This window comes from Paraburkholderia caribensis (assembly GCF_002902945.1).
Taxonomy (GTDB): Bacteria; Pseudomonadota; Gammaproteobacteria; order Burkholderiales; family Burkholderiaceae; genus Paraburkholderia; species Paraburkholderia caribensis.
This window is the reverse complement of the sequence record NZ_CP026103.1, coordinates 395009-418058: the sequence shown is the minus strand read 5'-3', so window position 1 is coordinate 418058 and position 23050 is coordinate 395009. Positions and strand designations below refer to the sequence as shown.

Genomic DNA, 23050 nt, shown 5'->3' with positions numbered 1-23050 from the left:
GTGATGTAGCGGTGAAGCGTTTTGTGGCGCGCGATCATAAAAGAACCGACGATGGTTTGGCAACCTCGCGCGCGCCAGACTCGACAGCGTCTTCATCATAGGAGTGTCAAAAATATCCGGCGCTCAAGCGCACAGTCGCGCGGCGCTAAAGCAACGCGTCCTATGCCGGAGTGCTTTCAGACAGATACACATGCTTTCGTGAGCACTGACATGTGTTCACAAACAATAAGCGTATTGCAAGCTAACCACGCATTGCACGTGATTGGCATGGACTGGCTAGCCGTTCTTCGGCGCGGTGGAAACGTTTCGCTTGCGACGACCGTCGGCGGCGCGTTCGAGCAACAGCCGGTCCATTGCCGACAGCAGATCCGTCGGGTCGAGCGGCTTGCGCAAAAAGCCGTCGTAATAGACGAACGCGGGCGGGCTCGGCTCGCCCGACACCAGAATGAACACGATCTCCGCCAGGTTCCGCTCGTTGCGCACGTGATGGCACAGCACGCTGCCCGACATTACCGGCATCCGCCAGTCCGCGACGACGATATCCACATCGCGCTCGCGCAGCATGTCCAGCGCGGCGCGCCCATCTTCGGCGACACAGGTCGCATAGCCATGCGCTTCGCACACGTATTGCCATGCGTCCAGCGTTTCAACGTCGTCGTCTACAAGCAGCACTGTCGGCATATCTGGCCTCGCTCATGACCATTCGATGCACTGCGCTCGCGTCCGCTTCGGGACGTTCGAGCGCGCCTGGATACATTGCTGTCGAAGCAAACCAAAAGCCAGCGCCGCGTTCCGTCTCGAACCCGATGATGCGCCGGCCCTGCGATGCTACTCAAACTCGACTCACACCGGGAACGGGTTGCGTTCCGCGAAACCTTCCTGATGCCAGTACGGGTACGCCGGCCTGACCTTGCTCGCTTCATCGAGCTTCGCGACCTGCGCTTGCGTGAGATTCCAGCCCACCGCGCCGAGGTTTTGCCGCAATTGCTCCTCGTTGCGTGCGCCGATCAGCACCGTCGAAACCGTGGGCCGTTGCAGCAGCCAGTTCAACGCGATCTGCGGAATCGTCTTGCCCGTTTCTTCGGCGATCGCGTCCAGTGCATCCACCACGCGATACAGATACTCGTCAGGCACGGGCGGGCCCATGTCGGCTGTCTTGTGCAAGCGGCTCTGTTCCGGCAGCGGCTGGCCTCGACGGATCTTGCCCGTCAGACGGCCCCAGCCCAGCGGACTCCATACGACGGCACCCACGCCCTGGTCGATGCCGAGCGGCATCAGTTCCCATTCGTAGTCGCGTCCGATCAGCGAGTAATAAGTCTGGTTCGCCACGTATCGCGGATAGCCATAGCGGTCCGCGACATCGAGCGACTTTTGCAGATGCCAGCCCGAGAAGTTCGACATGCCCGTGTAGCGGATCTTGCCTGCGCGCACGAGATCGTTCAACGTGGAGAGCGTTTCTTCCACGGGCGTCTTCGCGTCGAAGCCATGCAACTGGAACAGATCGATATAGTCGGTTTGCAGACGCTTGAGCGCCGCATCGACCGCCTGGATCAAATGGAAACGCGACGAGCCCACGGCATTCGGATCGTTTTCATCGAAGCGAAACGTGGCCTTCGTCGAGATGATGGTCTTGTCGCGACGCCCTTTCAGGGCCTCGCCGAGAATCGCCTCCGACGCGCCGTTCGAATAGATGTCGGCGGTGTCGAACATCGTCACGCCGGCGTCGAGACAGACGTCGATGAGCTTGCGTGCTTCGGCGACATCCGTCGCGCCCCACGCCTGAAAGAATTCGCCTTTGCCGCCAAAAGTGCCCGTGCCGAAGCTGAGCACGGGCACCTTGAATCCCGACGCGCCCAGGTGACGATATTCCATGTTGGCCTCGTTGATGAATCGGTTGAACGATGCGGATCGCTCGCAAGCTTCGATGCGGGCGCAATGATGAGGTTGATAGACTACTCCATTGGCCCATGGCGTGCAGGCGCGTCGGCCGACGTCATTCAATTGAAAGACGACGCATGCGGGTATCCAGAATGAATAGCCGTATGCGAGAGAGATCAGCAAGCGCAGCGCCTGATCCGCATGGCAAAACAAACGGGGCGCGCATCGCACTGCGCGCCCCCGCTATTCCAACCTGCCTCAACCGTTGACGGTCTCGACCTCGCCACGCACCGGCTTGCTCTTGCGGCGCAGTTCTTCCGTCGTTTCGCCGCCGCCATCGGGCAGCCAGCCCGGCGGCTGGATCACGTGGTTGATCGCGATCCACACGCTTTTCGCCGTCACGACGTCGCGGATCAGCGTGGCCCAGTGCTCGAACTCGACGACGAACGGGTTACGCGACGTGGTCGGCGTGACGAGACCGTAGCGGCAGGGTTCGTCGGCGCGTTCTTCGACATAGGTGCCGAACAGACGGTCGAAGATGATCAGCACGCCGCCGTAGTTCGCATCGAGGTACTCGACATTCGATGCATGATGCACACGGTGCGCGGACGGCGTATTGAACACATATTCGAGCCAGCCGAGCTTCGGCACCCACGTCGTATGCAGCCAGAACTGGTACATCAGGTTCATATAGAGCGTCAGCAGCACGACTTCAGGGCGCACGCCGAGGAACACGAGCGGCGTGAAGAAGATCGCCGAGCCCGTCAGCTTGCCTGTCACGCCGAGCCGATAGGCAGTGGACAGCGTCAGCTGGTTCGGCGAGTGATGCACGGCATGCGTGGCCCAGAAGAAGCGCATACGGTGCGACGCGCGGTGATACCAGTAGTAGCAGAACTCCTGACCGATGAAGAGCGCGAACACCATCAGCGCGCTATTGATCGACACCGTGAAGAGACGATGGTCCCACGCGAGCGCGAAAACCGGCGTCGCGAGCGACAGCGGCAACAGCGCGAGCAGCTTGCGGCCAACCAGGTCAAACAGAGAAATCCAGACTTCGTACCACGCGAACGGCGTCGCGGTGCTGCGGTTCTTTCTGCTGAGAACGACGGCCTCGATCAACGACACGAAGACGATGACGGCCGAGACATAAAGAGGGAGTTTTCCGAAGTGTTCCATGACGATGCCATAACGGTTGTGGCGGGAGGTATCGTCTGCGGTGGTGTTGGATCAGTCAGTGCATCGCATCCGATATGCGCACTGTAGTGATGGCCGCCGTTACAGGCTATGCGGAAGTTATTTCACCCTATGTCACGGCGCCCGGCGCCTTGCGGGACAGGCCTTTCGGGCGTTTTCGCGAGTCCCGGAAAATGGCCGTGGAAGGGGAAAAATTGCAGCGGCCGGGGGGTTGTGAACGGTCGTGCCGTTTATGCGCAAACCGCTGCGACGGCAACGGCAAACGGAACCGGCAACGACAGCGGCTCGCCCAAGCCTCAGCCCGCCATTGTCGCGCGAACCGTGTATTCGCCTTCCGGCACGGCGACCGCGAGCCGTTCCAGCGACGTGTAGAAATCGGCGGGCAGCGGCTCGACGGGATAGCCGCGCTTCTCCCACGCATCCAGACCGCCCTTCAACGCGTGCGCGTGCCGAATGCCCTTGCGATGCAACTGCGCGATGATGCGCCGCGCCGTCGCCTCGCTCGGACAGACGCAATACACGACGATGGGATGCGCGAGCAACACGGCGTCCAGCTTGTCCGGCGAATCGAGATCGAGCGGATAGGCGCCCGCGATCCGGTAAGCCTCTTTGTCGCGCACGCTGCGCGGTCTCGCATCGAAGATCAGCGGCGGTGCGTCCGAACGCATCATCGTGTCGAGCTGGTCGGGGCTGATACGCCGCTTCGCGAGCAAGCGCCGGAATTGCACGCGCCGCACCCAGCGGTACAGCAGCACCGTCACACAGATGGCCGCGAACGCGTCGAAAATCGTGCCGCCGTTGTGCCGCACCAGCAGCATCGCCTGCACGATCTGGTCATGCAGCGCAGCGCCGCCGATCATATACGCGCCCGTCCACAGCGACGCGCCGACGGCATCCCAAAGCAGGAACACGCTGGGCGAGATCGCCGTCGTGCCCAGCAGCGGCGCGGAAATCAGGCCGACGCCGGGCAAAAACTTGGCGAGCGTGAGAATCGGCGCGCCGTGGCGCTCGAAGACGCCGCGCGCCGTGCGCAGCGTCGTATCGAGCGACAGCGAAAAGCGCACGAGACCGTTCAGCAGCCGCCGGCCGCGCACGCGCCCGACGAAGAACCACAGCGAATCGGCGAGCAGCGTCGCACCGACGGCCGCGCAGAACACGGCCGCGTACGACACCTGCCCCATCGCCGCCATCGTCCCGGCGAGCATCAGCATCGGCGCGGCCGGCACGGGCACGCCCAGTTGCGTGACCAGCACGCTGAGAAACACGGCCCACGGGCCAAGCGAAGCGGGGATAGCGGTGGGGAAATGCCACACGACAGCGGTCCTTTCAAGCATGGAGCGGGCTGCGTTCGCGCTGAACGGCGCCCGTCGAAACGGTATGGCGCGCCGCCATGCCGAAGCCGGAAACGCACCCGGCCGGCCAGCGACGCCCGGCGATTCTAGACGGGATTGCGCGAGGACGTGTTCCTGCCGTACAACGCGCCGCCTGTCCTTCCATGCGAAAAGTAGCGGATTTCACGGTCAGTTCGGTGAAAGCCGATTTTCCCGCCCCGTGTCAGTCCGGGTCGGGCACCGTCATGCCGAGCAACACGGAGCTGACCGACTTGCCGTGCGCATCGAGCGCAAGCGAACGCGTGACGCCGCCGCCGAGCGCATCGCGCAGCACGAAATTGAACGCCGCGAGGCGCGGCAGTTCGTGGCGCGTCACCTCGCCATGCACGAAACCGGCGAGCCACGCCTTCACATGCGCCGCGCTCAGATGCGCGCGCAAATGCTCGTAGTGACGCGGGTCGTGACAGATCACCGACACGTTCAGCGTATTGCCCTTGTCGCCCGTGCGCGAGTGCGCGAGTTCGCGTAATTGCATGTCAGGCCTCCACGAAAGCAAATGCGGGATGCACGTCGCCGCGCGGCAACAGCACGGATTGCACTGCGAGCACCTCGCGTGTCGATTTCGCGACGCCGCCGCCGCCCGCCGGTCCGTTCGTATAAAGCGTTTCGACTTCGTTGCCGATGCGCAGCGCTTCTTCCGCCGTCGCCGTGCGTCCGGCGACCCGCACGCGCACTTCGTACGGCTCGCTGCGTTCGGCGGCGGCCGTCTCGCCGTAAAGCGAATCGATGCCGATCAGATCGAAGCGCAGTTCGCTCGCGGCCACGCCCGTCAGCGCCAGCCGTTCGCGCACGATGTCGAGCGCGAGCCGGGCACGCGCGACGGCGCCCGGCCCGCCGTACGAAATCTGCCCTTCGCCGATGTAGCCGTCCGCGTAAGCCACCGACACCTTCAGCGTCTCCGTGCGCGCCGTGCCCTTGCCGCCCGTCACGCGCACCCGGTCCACCGCCTCTTGCGCAACTTCGACTTGCGTGAAATCAGCGGTCACGTCCGGTTGCAGATAGCGGGCGGGGTCGTGAATCTCGTAGATCAGTTGTTCCTTGCAGGTCGCCGCGCTGACGCGGCCGCCTGCGTGCGGCACTTTCGTGATCGTGACCGCCCCGTCCGCCGTGACTTCGCCGATCGGGAAACCGAGCCGCGCGAGCATCGGCACGTCCTTGTAGCCCGGATCGGCAAAATAGCCGCCCGTGATCTGCCCCGCGCATTCGAGCAGATGCCCGACGACGGTCGCCTGGCCGAGCGTCGCCCAGTCGTCCATGCGCCAGCCGAACGCGTGGATCAGCGGCGCGGTGAACAAGGACGGATCGGCGACGCGCCCGGTCAGCACGATATCGGCGCCCGCGTCGAGCGCGGCGACGATAGGCGCCGCGCCCAGATACGCATTCGCCGATACGACGCGCTCGCGATACGCCGCGACGTCGTCGCCCGATTCCTCGAAACGGAACTGGCCTTGCAGCACGACGTCGAGCACGTCGTCGCCGCTCACGGCCGCGATCTTCAGGCCGCCCAGACCGAGCGACTGCGCGATCTGCGCCGTCTTGCGCGCGGCCGCGTGCGGATTGGCCGCGCCCATGTTCGAAATGATCCGCACGCCGTTGCGGGCGGCAACGGGCAGCACGGCGCGCATGCGCGCTTCGAGCAGCGGATCGTAGCCGAGTTGCGGATCTTTGCGTTTCGCCTGCTGCGCGATCGCGATGGTCCGCTCAGCCAGGCACTCGAACACGAGAAAGTCGAGCTGGCCGTGCTCCGCCAGTTCGACGGCGGGCTCGATACGGTCGCCCGAATACCCTGCGCCCGCTCCGAGCCTGACACGTCGTTCGCGCTGATTTGCTGTCATTGCCGCACCACCCTCCGCTAACACTCACAACGAAAAAATACCCAGCACGACGCACGCAAGCGTCATCACGATCGACGCGCCGAACAGCAGCGGGAACGTGAATTTCTGATGCTCGGCGAGTTCGATCCCGCACAGGCCGACCACGAGAAACGTCGCGGGCGTCAACGGGCTGACGGGAAAGCCCGTCGTCATCTGGCCGAGCAGCGCCGCCTGGCCGACCTGCACGGACGGCACGCCGAGCTGCCCCGCCACTTCGGCAATCACGGGCAGCACGCCGAAATAGAATGAATCGGGATCGAACAGCATGCTGAGCGGCATCGAAAACAGGCCGAGCACGACGGGAATGTGACCCGCCATGCCGGGCGGCACGAAGCCGACGGCCGACTGCGCCATCGCCTTCAGCATGCCGCTGCCCTGCATGATCCCCGTGAACACGCCGGCCGCGAGCAGAATGCCCGCCATCATCAGCGCGGCGCGGGCGTGGGCGTCGATGCGCTTGCGCTGCATGTCGACGTTCGGATAGTTGACCATCAGCGCGATGCACAGGCCGACCATGAACATGATCGCGGGCGGGATCTTCTCGCCCATCACGACCATCGTGCCGAGCACGATCACCGTCAACACGATGTTGAACCAGAAGTTCTGCGGGCGGCGCAGCGCCTGTTCCTCGGGTGTGAGCTTGCGTTGCGGCATCGGAATCGCGCCGGCCGCGCCCGACACGCCGAGCCGTTTCTCTTCGCGCCGCCCCAGCCAGTACGCCGTGCCGAAGACGAACACGAGGCCGATTGCCTGCACGGGGATCAACGGATTGAACAGCGCCGAGACGGGCAGATGCAGCGACGCGGACGCGCGGATCATCGGCCCCGTCCACGGCAGGAAGTTGATGCCCGCCGCCAGCGACACGGCCGCCGCCAGCACGCGTTTATCCATTTGCAGGCGCTCGTAGAGCGGCAGCATCGCCGGGATCGTGACCAGAAAGCAGACGGCGCCCGAGCCGTCCAGATGGATCAGCAGCGCCAGCAGCGTCGTGCCCATCACGATGCGCGTCGGGCGCGTGCCGACCGCCCGCAGAATCCGGTCGATGATGGGATCGAGCGTGCCCGCGTCGGTGATCGTGCCGAAGTACAGGATCGCGAACACGAACATGCCGACCACGGGCGCCAGGCTCTTCAACCCGTCGACGACGAACTTGCTGGTCTGCAGCCCGAAGCCGCCAATCAGCGACGCCGCAATCGGCACGACGATCAGCGCGACCAGCGGCGACATGCGCTTCGAGAGAATGGCGCCGAGCAATACGGCGATAGTGACGAGCCCCAGTAAAGGCAGCATGTGCGTGTCTCCAAGTCTTGTCTTTTAATGGCTTCGAGCGTAAGTTCGGCGCAGCAATAACACAATTGAAATGATTTGATCGCAGCAATCACAAACTGTTATGGATCTGAATCTCCGCGACATCCGCGCGTTCGTCACGGTCGCTAACGCGGGCAATTTCACGCGCGCCGCCGCGCGGCTGCACCTGTCGCAGCCGGCGCTCACCGTGCAGATCCGGCGGCTCGAAGAGACCGTCGGCGCGCGTCTGTTCGACCGCAATAGCCGCACCGTCGCGCTCACGCAGACGGGCCGCGAACTGCTGCCGCTCCTGCAGCGCTCGCTCGACGACATGGAGCGCGTGCTGCGCGATGCCCGCGCGCTCGGCGACGGATCGAGCGGTACCGTGCGCCTCGCGTGTCTGCCGACGTTCGCGGCGAGCGCGCTGCCCGATCTGATCCAGGCGTTCAGAAAGCGCGTGCCGCAGGCGCAGTTCCAGATTCGCGACGTCGTCGCGAGCACGGTGAACGCGCTCGTGCGCAATGAGGAGGCCGATATCGGGCTGACGGGCGGCGATACCTTCGACGCGGCGCTCGAAGTGCTGGTCGAAGGCGCCGACCGGCTCGTGGTGGTGTGCCCGAAAGACCACGCGCTGGCCCGCAAGCGTCGCGTGTCGGTCAGCGATGTCGCCGCGTCGCCGCTCGTGCTGACGGCGCAAGGCACGAGCGTTCGCAGCGTCGTCGATGCGGCGCTCGAACAGGCCGGCTGCGCGCCGGAGATCGCCTGCGAGCCGACCTACATGATGACGGCCGTCGCGATGGTGCGCGGCGGGCTCGGCGTGACGATCCTGCCCGCGACGGCCCGCGAGGTGCTGGCCGAACGGGACCTGATCGCAAAACCCATCGACGATCCTGCTTTCGTGCGGCCCATCGCGTTGATCAAGAAGCGTGGCCGCACCTTGCCGCGTGTCGCCGAAGACTTCGTGACACTGATCGCCAAACGCATGAAGTGATAGGCGGAAAATTCCGAACACTTCGACATGCGCGTGTCACGTGAGGTCGTGAGTCGATTGGACGCACTATGTCATCGCAACCTTACCGGGAAATCGCTATTGCCCGTTTTATGCATCTCCGCCTAATCTTGAGTTCGGCAAGCGGTCATACTGCATCGCAAGCGGCGTCGACGAACGCCGCGCCTGGCACACCATTCCGAGGCGTGACGCATCACATGTCAGCGTACAAGTTCAAGCTCCTGATCGTCGACGACGACGTCGCGACGGTGCGCATCATGAGCGATATGCTTTCCGATTACGGCGAACGGCGTTTTGCGCTGTCGGGCGAAATGGGCTTGTTGCTTGCGCGGCAATCCACGCCCGACCTGATTCTGCTCGACGCGAGCATGCCCGGCATGACGGGCTTCGACTTCTGCGAAATCCTGAAGGCCGACAGCGAGCTCGCGAAAATCCCGGTGATCTTCGTCACGAGCCACGACGCGCCCGCGCTCGAAATCGACGCGTTCCGGCTCGGCGCAGCCGATTACGTGACGAAGCCGCTGAACGCAACCCAATTGCGTGCGCGCGTCGAGACGCAACTGCGCAGACGGCTCAAGATCCTGAACCAGTCGGAAAGCTTTCGCGCCGGCCTGTTCCTGCCACCCACACTCGGCGCGTTGCCGGACAACATTCTGGTGGTCGATAGCGATACGGGACGGTTGAGCCGTCTGCAGGACCTGCTGCACGATCTGGGCCGCTGCACGTCGGCGACGACGGGCGCGCAAGGTCTCGAACTTGCGCTGCACAGCCTGCCGACCGTGATCCTGGTGGACGCCGCGTTGCCGGACACGAACGGCGTGCAGCTATGCGCGGCTTTGAAGAAAGAGCCGCGTCTCGAAGGCGTGCCCGTGCTGTTGATGACGGACGGCACGGCCAGTGACAACGCCGACTATGAACACGCGCTGCTGAACGGCCTCGCCGACAGCGTGCTGAATCACGCACAACCCACCGTGCTCAAGGCGCGCGTGAAGCATGCGATGGCGTCGGTGCATGCCGACCAGAGACGGATCGGCGCGATGCGCGAGTACTGGCTCGCGGTGGAGAAGGCCGCACGGCGCGTCGAAGGCAAGGACGGCGAAGGGACGGTGCCCGATTGAACAAGGCGTCGCAAGCGCTGGTGCGCTTGCGACGCCTGACGCGCTTCTTGCCGCGCCGCGAACGCTCCCTCAGAACCCCGCTGCGAGACCATCGCGACGGCTGTCGCTCGCGGCGACATAGCCGCGATCCGGCTCGTTGCGGTCGAGCTTCCAGATGAACTGGCCGGAGCCGAAATCCATATACGGATCGTCGATCGACTTGATCGTGTGGCCGAGGCCTTCCAGTTCGCGCGCCGTGCGAGGATCGAGCGTGTGCTCGAGGTCGACCGAGAAGTCGCGGTTGACCTTCCAGCGCGGCGCGTCGCAGGCGGCCTGAGGCTGCTGGCCGTAGTCGAGCATCCGCACCACAGTTTGCAAATGGCCTTGCGGCTGCATGTCGCCGCCCATCACGCCGAAGCTCATCACCGCTTCCTGCTGGCCGTTCACCTGCTGCGTGAGGAACGCCGGGATGATGGTGTGGAACGGCCGCTTGCCGCCTTCGACCACATTCGGCGACTTCGGGTCCATCGAAAAGCCGCAACCGCGGTTTTGCAGCGAAATGCCCATGCCGGGCACGACGCAGCCCGAACCGAAACCCATGTAGTTCGACTGGATGAAGCTGACCATCATGCCGCGCTCGTCCGCCGCCGACATGTAGATCGTGCCGCCCGTCTTCGGCATGCCGAAGTCGAACTGCGTCGCGCGCTTCGGGTCGATCAGCCTGGCGCGCGATTTCAGGTACGCGTCGTCGAGCATCTGCTCGGGTGTCACTTCCATCGAACGCGGATCGGCCACATAGCGGTAGACGTCCGCGAAGGCCAGCTTCATCGCTTCGATCTGCAAGTGCTGCGATTCGATTCCGTCGAGCGTCAGCGACGCCACGTCGAACTGTTCGAGTATGCCCAGCGCGATCAGCGCGGCGATGCCCTGCCCGTTCGGCGGAATCTCGTGCACGGTGTAGCCGCGATAATCCTTGCCGATCGGCTCGACCCACTCGGGCCGATAGTTGCGCAGGTCGTCGAATGTCATCGCGCCGCCGGCGTCGCGCGCAAACGCCGCGATACGCTCGGCGATCTCGCCTTCGTAATAAGCACGCGGGCCTTTTTCGGCGAGCAGGCGCAAGCTCTTCGCATGGCCCGGCATCCGGATCAGTTCGCTGACCTCGGGCGCGCGGCCATGCGGCATGAAGGCATCGGCGAAACCGGGCTGGTTCTTCAGTTCGGGCACGGCGGCCGCCCACTTGCGCGCGACGATGCTCGCCACCGCATGCCCGCGTTCGGCGATTTCGATGGCGGGCTCCATCAGGTCCGCGAACGGCAGCGAGCCGAACTTCTTGTGGAGCGCTTCCCAGCCGGCGACCGCGCCCGGCACCGTCACCGTGTCCCAGCCGCGCACGGGCTGCGTGGCGATACCGTTGTTTTCGCCGTATTTGCGCTTGAAGTAATCGACATTCCACGCTGCGGGCGCGACGCCCGACGCGTTCAGCCCATGCAGCTTCTTGCCGTCCCACACGAGCGCGAATGCATCGCTGCCCAGCCCGTTCGACACCGGTTCGACGACGGTGATCGCCGCAGCCGCCGCGATCGCGGCATCGACGGCATTGCCGCCTTTCCATAGCATGCGCAAGCCGGCCTGCGCGGCAAGCGGCTGCGAGGTCGAGACGATGTTGCGCGCGAACACGGGCATGCGCAGCGTGGGATACGGGTTCTGCCAGTTGAAGCTTGTCATGATGTCACTCTTAGGGTTTTGCTGGTTCGGCGGCGGCGGCGTCTTGTTTGTATAACGCTGCAGCATAAAGAATCAGGACTCGCGCGGATCGAGCGCGTCGCGCAGACCGTCGCCGAGCAGGTTGAAGCCGAGCACGGCCAGGAAGATCGCGATGCCGGGGAAGATCGACATCCACGGCGCCTGGCTCACGAAGTCCTTCGCGGTGTTGAGCATCGATCCCCACGATGGCGAGGGCGGCAATTGCCCGAGCCCGAGAAACGACAGGCTCGCTTCAGCGATGATCGCGCTCGCCACCGTGAGGCTCGCCTGCACGATGATGGGCGGCAGCACGTTCGGCAAAATGTAACGCAGAATGATGCGCGGGTGATCGAGACCGATCGCGCGCGCGCCTTCCACGTACTCTTCGGCCTTCACGCTGATCGCCTGGCCGCGCGTGAGGCGGATGAAGCGCGGCATCGCCGAAATACCGATCGCGGCCATCGCGTTCGTCAGGCTCGGGCCGAGAAACGCGCTCAACGCAATCGCGAGAATCAGGAACGGAATGGACAGCAACGCGTCGGCAATGCGCGAGATCACGCCGTCGACGAGCTTGCCGAAGTACCCCGCAAGCAGCCCGAGCGGCACGCCCAGCACGACCGCGATGCCGACCGACACGACGCCCGCCAGCAGCGACGCGCGCGCGCCGTACAGCAGTCGGCTCAACACGTCGCGGCCGAGTTCGTCGGTGCCGAACCAGTGCGCCGCCGACGGCGCCTGGCGCACGGTCATGAAGCTCGCCTGCACCGGGTCGTACTGCGTGAGCCACGGCGCGAACACGGCCATCACGACAATCAGCGCGACCAGCACCGCGCCGAACACGGCCGCCCGGTTGCGCATGAAGCGCACCACACCGCGGCGCTTGCGGCGCGGCAGCGTGGCCGCTGCGGAACGGGCATCGATTGAAGTAGCCATCAACTGCGCCTCAGTCGGGGATTGAGCAGGATATACAGCACGTCGGCGCACAGATTCACGACGATGAACGCCAGCGCCGTGACCAGCACGACGCCTTGCACGACGGGGTAGTCGCGATTGAACACGGCGTCGACGACCAGTTTGCCGAAGCCGGGAATGGTGAACACCTGCTCGGTCAGCACCGCGCCCGCGAGCAGTTCGCCGAACAGCAAGGCGAGCACGGTGACGATGGGAATCAGCGCGTTGCGAAATGCGTGCTTGACGACCACGGCGCCGCGCAACAGGCCCTTCGCGCGCGCGGTGCGGATGTAGTCGGTGCGCAGCACGCCGAGCATCGCGCTGCGCGTGTGGCGCATCAGTTGCGCGCCGAGCGCCGCACCCAGCACGAACGCGGGCATCAGCATGGTCTTGATGCTGAGCCAGAAGTCCTCGCCCGGCGACACATAACCCGACGACGGCAGCAGATGCCAGCGCACCGAGACGATGAAGATCAGCATGATGCCGAGCCAGAAGTTCGGTATCGACATGCCCGACAGCGCGAAGATGTTCGCCGCGTAATCGAGCGGCCCGCCGCGGCTCGCCGCCGAAATCACGCCGGCCGGTATGCCGATGCCGATCGCGAGGATCATCGCCATCACCGCGAGCTGGAGCGTGACGGGCAGCTTCTGCGCGATCAGCGAGCGCACGGGCACGTCCGTGCGCAGCGAGGCGCCCAGATCGCCGTGCGCGACGTCGCGCACCCACAGCGCGTACTGCGTCGGCACGGGCTGATCGAGGTGATACTTGACGCGCAGCGTCGCGATGACCTGCGCGTCCTGATCTTCGCCCGCCATCGCCAGCACCGGGTCGCCCGGCAGCAGCTTTTGCAGGCCGAAGATCAGCACCGACACCAGAATCAGCGTCGGCACGGCCACCAGCATGCGATTCGCGATGATCCGCAGCATGACGCTCAGCCCTTGACCGACACGCCGCGCAGACGCACCAGACCGTCGGCGGAAGGCGTGAAGCCCTGCACTTTCTTCGACAGCACGAACGGCCACGGTTGCGCGTACAGATAGACGATGGGGTCGTCGTCGGCGAGGATCTTGCCGGCGGCGTCGTAGTCCGTCTTGCGCTCGGCCGGGGTGAGCCGCGTGCGCGCGGCGTCCAGCAGCGAGTCGACCTGCTGGTTGCAGTAGTGCGCGTAGTTCAGGTTGCCCGCGCAGGTGTTGAACTGATGCAGGTTGCCGTCCGGGTCGACGCGGCCAGACCAGCCCGTGTACATCGCCTCGAAATCGCCGCTATGCCCGGCGTTCAGTTCCGTTGCGTAGTCGCTCGGACGCAGCTTCAGCGTAATGCCCGACTCGCTCAGCATGGCTTGCAGCATCTGCGTGATCTGGCTCGCGACCGTGTTGTTCGGATACGCGAACTCGACGGTCGGATGCTCCTGCCCTGCTGCTTTCAGCAATGCCTTCGCCTTGGCGACGTCGCGCTTCGTGGTCGGCAGCGACGTGTTGTAGTACGGGCTCGACTTCGGAATGCCCTGGTTGGCTGGCGAGAAAATGCCCGCGCCGATCACCTGGTCGATGGCGTCGCGATCGATAGAGAGTTCGAACGCCTGGCGCACGCGCTTGTCCTTCAGCGGATTGTTGCCGCGCGGCCCGTTGTTGATGTTGAAGGTCACGTAGTAGAAGCCGAGGCCCGTCACCGGCTTGAACTGCATGTTCGCGTCGCTCTTCACCGACGCGACGTCGGAAGGCGCCAGACGTTCGAGCATGTCGAGCGAGCCGGAGCGCAGGTTCGCGAGACGCACGGTGCTGTCGGGAATCGGCTGGAACACCACGCGCTGGATCGGGTACTTGTCCGCGTCCCAATAGCCCGCGAACTTCTCCAGCACGACGCGATCGTTCTGCACGCGCTGCACGAATTTGTACGGACCCGAGCACACAGGGTGCGCGCCGACGCCGGCGGCATCCGCGAGCGTCTTCGGCGCGAGCATCATGCCGGCGCGGTCGGACAGCGTGGCCAGCAGCGCGGCGTCCGGCTGCTTCAATACGATCTTCACCGTGCTGTCGTCGACCACGTCGACGTGATCGACGGACGACAGTTCGCTCTTGCGGTTGCTGGTCGGCAGGCTGCGATAGCGGTCGAGATTCGCCTTCACGGCGGCCGCGTTGAACGGCTCGTCGTTCTGGAACTTCACGCCCTGGCGCAGCTTGAAGGTCAGGCTCTTGCCGTCTGGACTCGTCGTCCATGACGTGGCGAGCATCGGCACGATCTTCAGGTCGGGCGACACATCGACGAGCGAATTGCACAGCGACGCGAACACGATGCGGTCGACGAACTGCACGCTGCGGGCGGGATCGAGCGAGCCGATATCGTCCTGCAAGCCAATGCGGATGGTGCTCTGGGCCATCGCGGCGGAAGCGCCCAATGCGAGCGCGGCGGCAATCAACATTCTTCGCATGCGTTATGTCCTTGTTGCAGTTCGGGTTGCCATCGGAGGTTGTGCTATGGATTCGCGTTCGCTGTCAGCGCTGCCTGCTTCTCGCGGTAGATCGCAAGGCGCTCGTTCAGCTTCGTGCTGACGCTCGCGGCGAGCGGCGCGCCGCCGCCCGCGTTCTGCACGTCGCGCCAGAAGTGACAGGCGACCTGGCGACCGCCCGGCAGCGTTTCGGCAAGCGGACGCTCCTGCGAACAGCGCGGCTTCGCATGCGGACAGCGCGTATGAAAACGGCAGCCCGGGGGCGGCGCGGTCGGGCTCGGCAAGTCGCCTTGCAAGGCGGGCCTGGTGCGCCGCTCGTGCGGGCTGCTGGCGGGAATCGCGCGCAACAGCGCCTGGGTGTACGGATGCAGCGGCGCGTCGAACAGTTCATCGACCTGCGCCAGCTCGACGATTTCGCCCAGATACATCACAGCGACGCGGTCGCTCATGTGCCGGATCACGGCGAGATCGTGCGCGACCATGACGAGCGTGAGACCGAGTTGCGCTTTCAGCGATTCGAGCAGATTGATGACCTGCGCCTGCACGGACACATCGAGCGCCGAGACCGGCTCGTCGCCGACGATCAGCTTCGGCTCGCCCGCCAGCGCGCGTGCGATGCCGATGCGCTGCCGCTGCCCGCCCGAAAACTCGTGCGGATACCGCTCCGCATAGGCGGGCTGCAGGCCGACTTTGCTCAGCAGTTGCGCAACGCGCTCGCGGCGCGCGGCGGCATTGCGCGCGAGACCATGAAACGCCACCGGCTCGCCGATGATCTGCCCGACTGTCATGCCCGGATTCAGCGACGCGAACGGGTCCTGAAAAATGATCTGCATCTCGCGGCGCAAGCGGCGCAGCTTCGCGCCCTGCCAGTGCGTGATGTCTTCGCCCTGATAGAGCACGCGGCCCTGCGTCGCGTCGATCAGGCGCAGCAGCAGACGGCCGAGCGTCGACTTGCCGCAGCCCGACTCGCCGACGATCGCAAACGTCTCGCCCGTCTGCACGGCGAACGACACTTCATTGACGGCATGCACAGTGGGCGTGCGCGCGAACATCTGCCGCTCGCCGCCGAAACGTTTGGTCAGCGCGCTCGCTTCGAGAATGGGTGTGGCGATGTGCTTCCGGCTCGTCATGTCAGCTCCTTCTGCTGCACCGGCTTGACGAACTGTTCGACGGGCGCGAGCCAGCATGCGACGCGATGCTCGCCGGAAAGCGTCCGGTCGGGCGGCGCGGCGTCGATACAGCGCTGCTCGGCGAACGGACAACGCGGCGCGAAGCGGCAGCCGCGCGGCATCTGCTCGGGCGACGGCACCGAGCCGCGAATCGTCGCCAGCGACCCTTCGCGCTTGCCGACGGAAGGAATCGCGCCCATCAGGCCGATCGTGTACGGATGCTGCGGATCATCGAACAGATCGGCGACCGTGCCGTATTCGACGATCCTGCCCGCATACATCACCGCGACGTGATCCGCGACTTCGGCCACCACGCCGAGGTCGTGCGTGATCAGCAGCATCGCCGTGCCCGTCTCCGCCTGAAGCGTACGGACGAGCGACAGCACCTGCGCCTGGATGGTCACGTCGAGTGCCGTGGTCGGCTCGTCGGCGATCAGAAGACGCGGGCGGTTGGCGAGCGCCATGGCGATCATCACGCGTTGGCGCATGCCGCCCGACAGTTGATGCGGGAACGTGTCGAGCCGGGTTTCGGGTGCGGGAATATGAACGAGCCGCAGCATCTTCAGCGCTTCTTCGCGTGCCTCGGCACGCCCGATGCCGCGATGCCGCCGGACACTCTCGCCAATCTGCTCGCCGATCGTATAGGCAGGATTGAGCGAGGTCATCGGCTCCTGAAAGATCATCGACATCCGGTTGCCGCGAATGTCGGCCAGCTCGCGCTCGGACAACGCGAACAGATCCACGCCTTCGAAATGCGCCGTGCCCGCGACGCGCCGCGCGGGCGGGCTCGCGAGCAATCCCATCAGCGCCAGCGACGTGACGCTCTTGCCGCAACCCGACTCGCCGACCATGCACAGCGTCTCGCCTGCATGAACCGGGAAAGAGAGGTCATCGACGACATTCGGCACATCGGGCGCGTTCGAAAACTTCAACGAGAAGCCGCGTACATCGAGAACCGGCCGGCGTTCAGCACCGGTCATGCCTGGGTATTCCGCATCGTGTTGCTCGCTCTTGCAGATCGTCATCGAACGATCATACTGGCGGCTCTCGCACAAAAAATATTAAACTTTCTTTTCGATACTTAAGTTTTTCTCATGATTCGATCGTACGATCGGCCATGCATCACAGATCCCGGAACCGCCCATGCCGACACTTCGCATGCTGAAGACCTTCAAGGCCGTTGCCCGCACCGGCTCGTTTTCGGCCGCCGCCGATAAGGTCGCGCTGACGCAGGCCGCCGTCAGTCTGCAGATGCGCGGGCTCGAAGAGGCGTTGGGGCGGCAGTTGTTCGATCGCCGAGGGCGGCAGATTACCCTCACGCAGCATGGCCAGTCGATCTGGCCAAAGGTCGAGCAGATTCTCGATCTGCTGGCCGAACTCGAGGGCAAGCCGGCTGACGCGATGGAGGGGCCAGTGACGATCGGTGCAGTGGTGTCGGTAATCGGTGCGCTGTCGCTCGCCGTGGCGCGGCTGAAGGCAGCGCATCCTCGGCTCGACGTGCGTCTGCTGTCGGCGCGCTCCGACGAACTGGCAAACATGGTGGAGGTGGGTGAAGTGGACGTCGCAGCCGTAGTGGCACGCGCCGACGAAACACTGCCCGACACGCTGAAGTGGACCACCCTCTACACCGAGCCGATGATGCTGATAGTCAGCCGCGACGTCGCCGACAACGATCCGCAGCGCATCCTGCGCAGCCACGGCTTCCTGCGTTTCGACCGGCGCGTGCGCACCGGCCAGGTCGTCGAACAGGCGCTGGAAAAAGCAGGCTTGATGGTCAACGAGTATCTCGAACTCAATTCGATCGAAACGATCGTCGCGCTGGTGCGCGAGAAGGTCGGCGTCGCGGTGCTGCCGCTGCTGATACGCGGCAACTGGCTGAACGATCCGCTATTGCGCGTGATCCCCATTTCCAGCCCGCCGGCGCTGCGCACGGTCGGCATGGTGCAGCGGGCCTCGGACGACCGCAAGGCGTTGATGCGCGAGATCGTCGATACACTGCAGGCGATGCCGCGCGACAGAGCGTGACGCGCCGCCAAAGGCGGCACTAGCGTTCCATCATGCGCATCGGCGAAGCGACACGGCCGCGTCCCGTGTGCTTCGCTTCATAGAGCTGGCGGTCGGCGGCATCGATCAGCTCGGCGGGCTGCGAGTCGGCAGTCGGGAGCAGCGTCGCGACGCCCGCCGAGATCGTGACTGTTTCCGCGCAGCCCGAATCGAGATGTTCGAGCCCGAGCGCGCGCACGCCCTCTTCCATCTGCATCGCGATACGTGTTGCCGCTTCGAGCGGCGTGTTCGGCAACAGGCAGGCGAACTCCTCGCCGCCATAACGGCCGACGGTGTCGTAAGGGCGGCGCAGCGTTTCCGTCAGGCGTCTGGCGACGGTTTGCAGACAGCGGTCGCCCGCCTGATGCCCGTAACGGTCGTTGTAGCGCTTGAAGTAATCGACGTCGACCATCACCAGCGACAGCGGCGTCGATTCGCGCAGGCAGTGCCGCCAGCTGGCGTCGAAATCCTCCTCGAACTTGCGCCGGTTGCCGACCCCCGTCAGCCCGTCGACGAGCGCGATCGAGCGCAGCACGTCGCCCTGCATTTTCAACGACAGATGCGCGCGCACCCGCGCGCGCACGATGGCCGGTTTGACGGGTTTCGTGATGAAGTCGACGGCGCCGAGCGACAGGCCGTACTCCTCGTCGGCTTCGTCGGTCTGCGCGGTGACGAAGATGACGGGAATCGTGTGCGTCAGCGGATCGGCCTTCAGGCGGCGGCACACTTCATGGCCGTCCATGCCGTCCATCACGACGTCGAGCAGGATCAGGTCGGGCATTACCTTGTGGCACAGCTCGATGGTCTGCGGGCCGCTGGTCGCCATGAACACGTCGCAGTCGTCCTTGAAGAGCGCATGCAGCGCGCGAACGTTCACGGGCTGATCGTCGGCGATGAGCACCTTCGGACGCCGCGTGAACGTGTGGGCCCAGTCTCCAGGAATGTGTTCTAGCATGTCAGGTTATCCAGCATCTCACGGGTGCTGGCGGCAGCCGTGACGAAATCGAGCGCTTCGATCTCGGCGAGCAGCCTGTCGAAACGCGGCTGCAACGTCGACGGCACATGCGGCGCGAGCGTTTCGGCGAGATCGAGCGCTTCCAGATTGGACGACTCCAGCCGTTCGAGCAGGCGGCCGAGCCGCTCGCGGTATTCGTCCGCCGGCAGTTGCGTAGCGCCCGCCGCATGCGCGCCCGGCCTGCTGCCGAACACGACACGCAGGCGCGCCACGCTGTCGAGCAGCAGACGTTCGAGGCCGTTCACATCGACGTGCGAGACGGATGCCGCTGCTTCGCCGTCCGCCTCGATCAAGCGATGTTCGAGCGTCGCCGCGGCATCGGCGAGCGCCTTGGCGCCCATCGTTCCCGCGCTGCCCTTGATCGCATGCAGCAGCGCCGCGCTGCGTCCCGTGCCGCCCTGCTCCGCTTCGTCGCGCAAGTCGTCGAGATGCCGCTCCATTTCGCTCACGAACACGCCGAGCGCCTTGCGGATCAGGTCTTCACTGCCGCCAAAACGCCCGACGATCGATTCCTTTCGTTCGAGCAACTCGCTCGCGACGGCTTCAGGGCTGGCCTGCGCGTTCGCCGTCGCTGCCGCTGGCGCGCCTGCTCGCGTATGGGACAACAGCGCGTTGACCAGTTGCGCGACGTCGATCGGCTTGCCGACATGGTCGTTCATGCCCGCCGCGAGACAGGCGTCGCGGTCCGCGCGGGTCGCGTTCGCCGTCATCGCGATAATCGGCAGCGACGCGAAGCGGCCGTGCGCGCGAATCAGCCGCGTCGCTTCGAGACCGTCGACATCCGGCATCTGCATGTCCATCAACACCGCGTCGAACACGCGCGTGCCCGTCAGCACCTTCTCGACGCCTTCGAGCCCGCTTTCGGCGAGCGCCACCTGGGCGCCCTCGCGGCTCAACAAGCCTTCGGCCACTTCGCGGTTCAGCGGATTATCCTCGACGACCAGCAGCGTCAGACCCGCGAGCCGTCCCGCGCCCGCCGGCGCGGGCGCCCGCTTCACGTGCGCGGCCTTCTGCCCCGTCAGCACGCGCTGCACGGTCTGCGCAAGCTGCCTGGGCGTGACGGGCTTGGTGACGAAGGCATCGAACGGCATGTCGTCGGATTCCTGCGCGGCGGCGAGCACTTCCTGGCCGTACGCGGTGATCATCACAATCGCGGGCGTGCTGCGGCCCGCGCGCGCTTCGTCGATCCGCCGCGCCGCCGCCAGGCCGTCGAGATCGGGCATGCGCCAGTCGAGCAGGATCACGTCGTAACCCTCGTTGTCGCGCTCGGCGGCGCTCGTCAGCTTGACGGCCGACATGCCGCCCGGCACCACGTCCGCTTCCCAGCCGAGCGCGCGCGCCGTGCGCGACAGCACTTCGCGCGCAATGCCGTTGTCGTCGGCGACGAGCACGCGCAAGCGCCGGTCGCGCGGCTGATAAAGATCGAAGTGGTCTGCGGGCACATCGTCGCTGATGCCGAGATTGATGTCGAACCAGAAACGGCTGCCCTTGCCGGGTTCGCTCGCCACTTCGAGCTTGCCGCCCATCAGTTCGACGAGCCGCCGGCTGATTGCCAGCCCCAGCCCGGTACCGCCGAAACGGCGCGTAGTCGACACTTCGGCCTGACTGAAGCCCTCGAAAATCTGCGTAAGCTGCGCCTCGCTGATGCCGATGCCGCTGTCCGTCACCGCGATGCGCACACGCACGCCGCTATCGAGCCGCGACAGCAGCGTGAAGCTGACGACCACCTGGCCTTTGATGGTGAACTTGAGCGCGTTGCCCGCGAGGTTCACCAGCACCTGTTGCAGCCGCAAGCTGTCGCCGATCACGACGGGCGGCAGGTCGGGGCTGATATCGAACAGGACTTCGACTTCCTTGTCGTACTGGTTGCCCGACAGCACGACGCCGAGATCCTGCATCAGCGGCTCGATTTCGAACGTGTGCGTGTCGAGCTGGAGCTTGCCGGCTTCGATCTTCGAGTAGTCGAGAATGTCGTTGAGCAAGCCGAGCAGCGACTTCGCCGCCGTCTCGGCCTTGACGACATAGCCGCCCTGCCGTTCGTTGAGGCCCGTAGATTGCACGAGATCGAGCATGCCGAGCACCGCGTTCAACGGCGTGCGGATTTCATGGCTCATGTTTGCGAGGAACGCCGACTTCGCTTCGTTCGCGGCGTCGGCCTGCTGCTTCGCGTCGCGCAGCCGTAGCTCGATATTGCGCGGCTCGGTGACGTCGTGATTCACGCCCGTCACGCCGACCGGTTTGCCCGAACCGTCGCGCTGAACCGTGAAGGTGGTCTGGATATGGCGGATTTCGCCGTCGGGCAGCACGATCCGGTAGAGCGGCAGATGGATGTGCTTTGCCGTGAGTTCGCCGGCAAGCGCGGCGTCCAGTTTTTCGACGACCAGGGCGCGGTCTTCTTCGTACACGCGCGACAGCCAGTGATCGAAACGCAAACCTTCGGCGGGCGTCGACGTGTAACCGAAAATCTCGAACATGCGCGCGTTCCAGCGCAATGCGTCGCTCGAAAATTCCCACGACCAGATGCCCAGTTCGGCGATATCCGCGGCCAGCAGCAACTGGTCGCGCGCTTCCGATAGTTCGGCGCGCTCGCGAATCTGCTCGGTCATATCGGTGATCACGCAGACGAAACGGCGCTCGCCGCCCGTCACCATCGTGCCCGTCGACACATGGATGGGGAACTCGCTGCCGTCCTTGCGCAAGCCGGCCAGCTCGCATTCGCTGGCGATGTCGCGCGCGTCCTTGTCGCCGTTCTCGGCGAATTGCGACGCATAGCGGGTGAACAGTTCGCTGACCGTGCCCGACACGAGCACGCGCACGTCCTTGCCGGCGATCTCGCGCTCCGCATAACCGAAGGCCTTCTCGCCCGCCGGGTTGAGCGTCAGGATGACGCCCGAGCGGTCGAGCGTGAGGATGGGATTGACGGCCGTGTCGAGAATCGCGCGGGTGGTTTCGAGACTCGCAGCCAGCTTGCGCTCGATGCGCGTGCGCGCGTTGGCGTTGCGCACCAGCCGCCAGCCGAACACGGCCAGCATCAGCACCAGCACGGTCGTGCCCGCCGCATGCCACAACGTATCCGACAGCCACGGCGCGAGAATCTCGTCCTGCGCGAGCGCCGCGGCGACAAACAGCGGGTACTGGCGAAGATTGCGCACGCTGTTTAGTCGCGTGACGCCGTCCTGCGCCGACTTCGACACGAAGCGACCCGCTTCACCCGATTGCTGATGCACCTTGAACAGCATCGTATCGGTGATGTTCTTGCCGATGAAGCGCGTTTCGAAAGGACGGCGCACGATCATGATGCCGTTGTCCGCGACGAGCGCGACCGCGCCGTATCGGCCGATATCGAGGCTGTCGTAGAAGCGCGTGAAGAATCCGATGTCGATGGTCGCGAGCGCGACGCCGGCGAACTGGCCGCCCGGGCCGTCGATGCGGCGCGATACGGGGATGATCCATTGCCCCGTCGAACGGCTTTTCACGGGCATGCCGATGTGCGGGCCACGATCGGCATGCGTGCGGTGATAGACGAAATATTCGCGGTCGGCGTTGTTGAAGGTCTTGACGAGCGTGGGCTGCGAGTTTGCAAGCCAGTTGCCGTCACGGTCGTAGAGATACAGGCCGTTGAGTTGCGGGAGCTCCGTCACGCGCTGCATGAACAGCCGGTGCAGCCGGTCGAGCGCGGCCGTGCTCACGCCGTCATGCTCGACGCGCTCCACGACGTCGACCAGCGTGGTGTCGGCCTGCTTGATGGTGTCGTCGGCGTGCTGCGCCATGGCGCGCGCGAGGTTCGCAGTCGCGACGGACATTTCCTCCATCTGGTCCTGGCGCGACGCGACGCCGCGCCATACGTCGCTGCCGATCAGCAGCGCACAGACGACGACGAGGAACAACGTCACCCGGATGGGAAGCGAGAGCCGACTGAAGATACGACGGGCCAAACGAAGTCTCCGACA

Annotated in this window: 18 protein-coding genes; 3 read left to right on the top strand and 15 right to left on the bottom strand. The window is 65.0% G+C overall.

The genetic code is table 11. The features are described 5' to 3' along the window. Positions 1-276: 276 nt before the first annotated feature. From C2L66_RS31335 to C2L66_RS31305, 7 genes are all read right to left on the bottom strand, one after another. A complete protein-coding gene (locus C2L66_RS31335) occupies positions 277-681 on the bottom strand; it encodes a response regulator (RefSeq protein ID WP_054931714.1) in 405 nt (134 codons plus the stop codon). 162 nt (positions 682-843) lie between these two features. Continuing rightward, positions 844-1872 (bottom strand): aldo/keto reductase, encoded by a 1029-nt coding sequence (locus C2L66_RS31330; RefSeq protein ID WP_060610160.1) that lies wholly within the window; start codon positions 1870-1872, stop codon positions 844-846. 264 nt (positions 1873-2136) lie between these two features. Continuing rightward, a complete protein-coding gene (locus C2L66_RS31325; protein ID WP_035995789.1) occupies positions 2137-3054 on the bottom strand; it encodes a sterol desaturase family protein in 918 nt (305 codons plus the stop codon). A gap of 314 nt (positions 3055-3368) precedes the next feature. Next, entirely contained in the window at positions 3369-4385 is a 1017-nt protein-coding gene (locus C2L66_RS31320) for a VTT domain-containing protein (protein ID WP_060610756.1), read from the bottom strand. 241 nt (positions 4386-4626) lie between these two features. Further along, positions 4627-4938, bottom strand: a complete 312-nt coding sequence (locus C2L66_RS31315) for an AtuA-related protein (RefSeq protein WP_035995791.1) — start codon at positions 4936-4938, stop codon at positions 4627-4629. Position 4939: 1 nt separating this feature from the next. After that, positions 4940-6298 carry an acyclic terpene utilization AtuA family protein gene (locus tag C2L66_RS31310; protein ID WP_060610157.1) on the bottom strand — a complete coding sequence of 453 codons (1359 nt, stop codon included), beginning with the start codon at positions 6296-6298 and terminating at the stop codon, positions 4940-4942. A gap of 24 nt (positions 6299-6322) precedes the next feature. Beyond that, positions 6323-7627 (bottom strand): CitMHS family transporter, encoded by a 1305-nt coding sequence (locus C2L66_RS31305; protein WP_060610154.1) that lies wholly within the window; start codon positions 7625-7627, stop codon positions 6323-6325. A gap of 100 nt (positions 7628-7727) precedes the next feature. Here C2L66_RS31305 and C2L66_RS31300 point away from each other — a divergent pair, with 100 nt between their 5' ends. Then, a complete protein-coding gene (locus tag C2L66_RS31300) occupies positions 7728-8615 on the top strand; it encodes a LysR family transcriptional regulator (protein ID WP_060610151.1) in 888 nt (295 codons plus the stop codon). 215 nt (positions 8616-8830) lie between these two features. After that, positions 8831-9751: a response regulator gene (locus tag C2L66_RS31295; RefSeq protein ID WP_060610753.1), complete on the top strand. Its 921-nt coding sequence runs from the start codon at positions 8831-8833 to the stop codon at positions 9749-9751. A gap of 69 nt (positions 9752-9820) precedes the next feature. Here C2L66_RS31295 and C2L66_RS31290 read toward each other — a convergent pair whose 3' ends face one another. The 6 genes from C2L66_RS31290 to C2L66_RS31265 all read right to left on the bottom strand — a co-directional run bounded on the left by C2L66_RS31290 (position 9821) and on the right by C2L66_RS31265 (position 17022). Beyond that, entirely contained in the window at positions 9821-11458 is a 1638-nt protein-coding gene (locus C2L66_RS31290) for a gamma-glutamyltransferase family protein (protein ID WP_060610750.1), read from the bottom strand. A 72-nt stretch (positions 11459-11530) separates the two neighbouring features. Beyond that, positions 11531-12409 (bottom strand): ABC transporter permease, encoded by an 879-nt coding sequence (locus C2L66_RS31285; protein ID WP_060610149.1) that lies wholly within the window; start codon positions 12407-12409, stop codon positions 11531-11533. After that, complete coding sequence (locus C2L66_RS31280) at positions 12409-13353, bottom strand: ABC transporter permease (protein ID WP_060610144.1); 945 nt, start codon at positions 13351-13353, stop codon at positions 12409-12411. The genes C2L66_RS31285 and C2L66_RS31280 overlap by 1 nt, the downstream gene beginning before the upstream one ends. 5 nt (positions 13354-13358) lie before the next feature. Then, complete coding sequence (locus C2L66_RS31275) at positions 13359-14855, bottom strand: ABC transporter substrate-binding protein (RefSeq protein WP_054931702.1); 1497 nt, start codon at positions 14853-14855, stop codon at positions 13359-13361. A 44-nt stretch (positions 14856-14899) separates the two neighbouring features. After that, a complete protein-coding gene (locus C2L66_RS31270; RefSeq protein ID WP_060610141.1) occupies positions 14900-16003 on the bottom strand; it encodes an ABC transporter ATP-binding protein in 1104 nt (367 codons plus the stop codon). Then, positions 16000-17022 (bottom strand): ABC transporter ATP-binding protein, encoded by a 1023-nt coding sequence (locus tag C2L66_RS31265; RefSeq protein WP_060610747.1) that lies wholly within the window; start codon positions 17020-17022, stop codon positions 16000-16002. Before C2L66_RS31265 ends, C2L66_RS31270 begins: the two co-directional genes overlap by 4 nt. A 163-nt stretch (positions 17023-17185) precedes the next feature. On the opposite strand from C2L66_RS31265, the gene C2L66_RS31260 reads away from it, so the two are divergent. Continuing rightward, entirely contained in the window at positions 17186-18067 is an 882-nt protein-coding gene (locus tag C2L66_RS31260) for a LysR family transcriptional regulator (RefSeq protein WP_054931700.1), read from the top strand. A 19-nt stretch (positions 18068-18086) separates the two neighbouring features. Here the strand turns inward: C2L66_RS31260 and C2L66_RS31255 are convergent, their stop codons facing one another. After that, positions 18087-19040 (bottom strand): diguanylate cyclase domain-containing protein, encoded by a 954-nt coding sequence (locus C2L66_RS31255; protein ID WP_060610138.1) that lies wholly within the window; start codon positions 19038-19040, stop codon positions 18087-18089. Continuing rightward, the gene (locus C2L66_RS31250) at positions 19034-23035 is read right to left on the bottom strand and encodes a response regulator (RefSeq protein WP_082670549.1); all 4002 of its coding nucleotides are present in this window, start codon (positions 23033-23035) and stop codon (positions 19034-19036) included. Before C2L66_RS31250 ends, C2L66_RS31255 begins: the two co-directional genes overlap by 7 nt. Positions 23036-23050 lie beyond the last annotated feature (15 nt).

Bases quoted from the DNA above. Each gene is read 5' to 3' on its own strand.
- C2L66_RS31335 (WP_054931714.1), bottom strand. From the start codon at position 681: ATGCCGACAGTGCTGCTTGTAGACGACGACGTTGAAACGCTGGACGCA.
- C2L66_RS31330 (WP_060610160.1), bottom strand. From the start codon at position 1,872: ATGGAATATCGTCACCTGGGCGCGTCGGGATTCAAGGTGCCCGTGCTC.
- C2L66_RS31325 (WP_035995789.1), bottom strand. From the start codon at position 3,054: ATGGAACACTTCGGAAAACTCCCTCTTTATGTCTCGGCCGTCATCGTC.
- C2L66_RS31315 (WP_035995791.1), bottom strand. From the start codon at position 4,938: ATGCAATTACGCGAACTCGCGCACTCGCGCACGGGCGACAAGGGCAAT.
- C2L66_RS31310 (WP_060610157.1), bottom strand. From the start codon at position 6,298: ATGACAGCAAATCAGCGCGAACGACGTGTCAGGCTCGGAGCGGGCGCA.
- C2L66_RS31305 (WP_060610154.1), bottom strand. From the start codon at position 7,627: ATGCTGCCTTTACTGGGGCTCGTCACTATCGCCGTATTGCTCGGCGCC.
- C2L66_RS31300 (WP_060610151.1), top strand. From the start codon at position 7,728: ATGGATCTGAATCTCCGCGACATCCGCGCGTTCGTCACGGTCGCTAAC.
- C2L66_RS31295 (WP_060610753.1), top strand. From the start codon at position 8,831: ATGTCAGCGTACAAGTTCAAGCTCCTGATCGTCGACGACGACGTCGCG.
- C2L66_RS31290 (WP_060610750.1), bottom strand. From the start codon at position 11,458: ATGACAAGCTTCAACTGGCAGAACCCGTATCCCACGCTGCGCATGCCC.
- C2L66_RS31285 (WP_060610149.1), bottom strand. From the start codon at position 12,409: ATGGCTACTTCAATCGATGCCCGTTCCGCAGCGGCCACGCTGCCGCGC.
- C2L66_RS31280 (WP_060610144.1), bottom strand. From the start codon at position 13,353: ATGCTGCGGATCATCGCGAATCGCATGCTGGTGGCCGTGCCGACGCTG.
- C2L66_RS31275 (WP_054931702.1), bottom strand. From the start codon at position 14,855: ATGCGAAGAATGTTGATTGCCGCCGCGCTCGCATTGGGCGCTTCCGCC.
- C2L66_RS31270 (WP_060610141.1), bottom strand. From the start codon at position 16,003: ATGACGAGCCGGAAGCACATCGCCACACCCATTCTCGAAGCGAGCGCG.
- C2L66_RS31265 (WP_060610747.1), bottom strand. From the start codon at position 17,022: ATGACCGGTGCTGAACGCCGGCCGGTTCTCGATGTACGCGGCTTCTCG.
- C2L66_RS31260 (WP_054931700.1), top strand. From the start codon at position 17,186: ATGCCGACACTTCGCATGCTGAAGACCTTCAAGGCCGTTGCCCGCACC.
- C2L66_RS31255 (WP_060610138.1), bottom strand. From the start codon at position 19,040: ATGCTAGAACACATTCCTGGAGACTGGGCCCACACGTTCACGCGGCGT.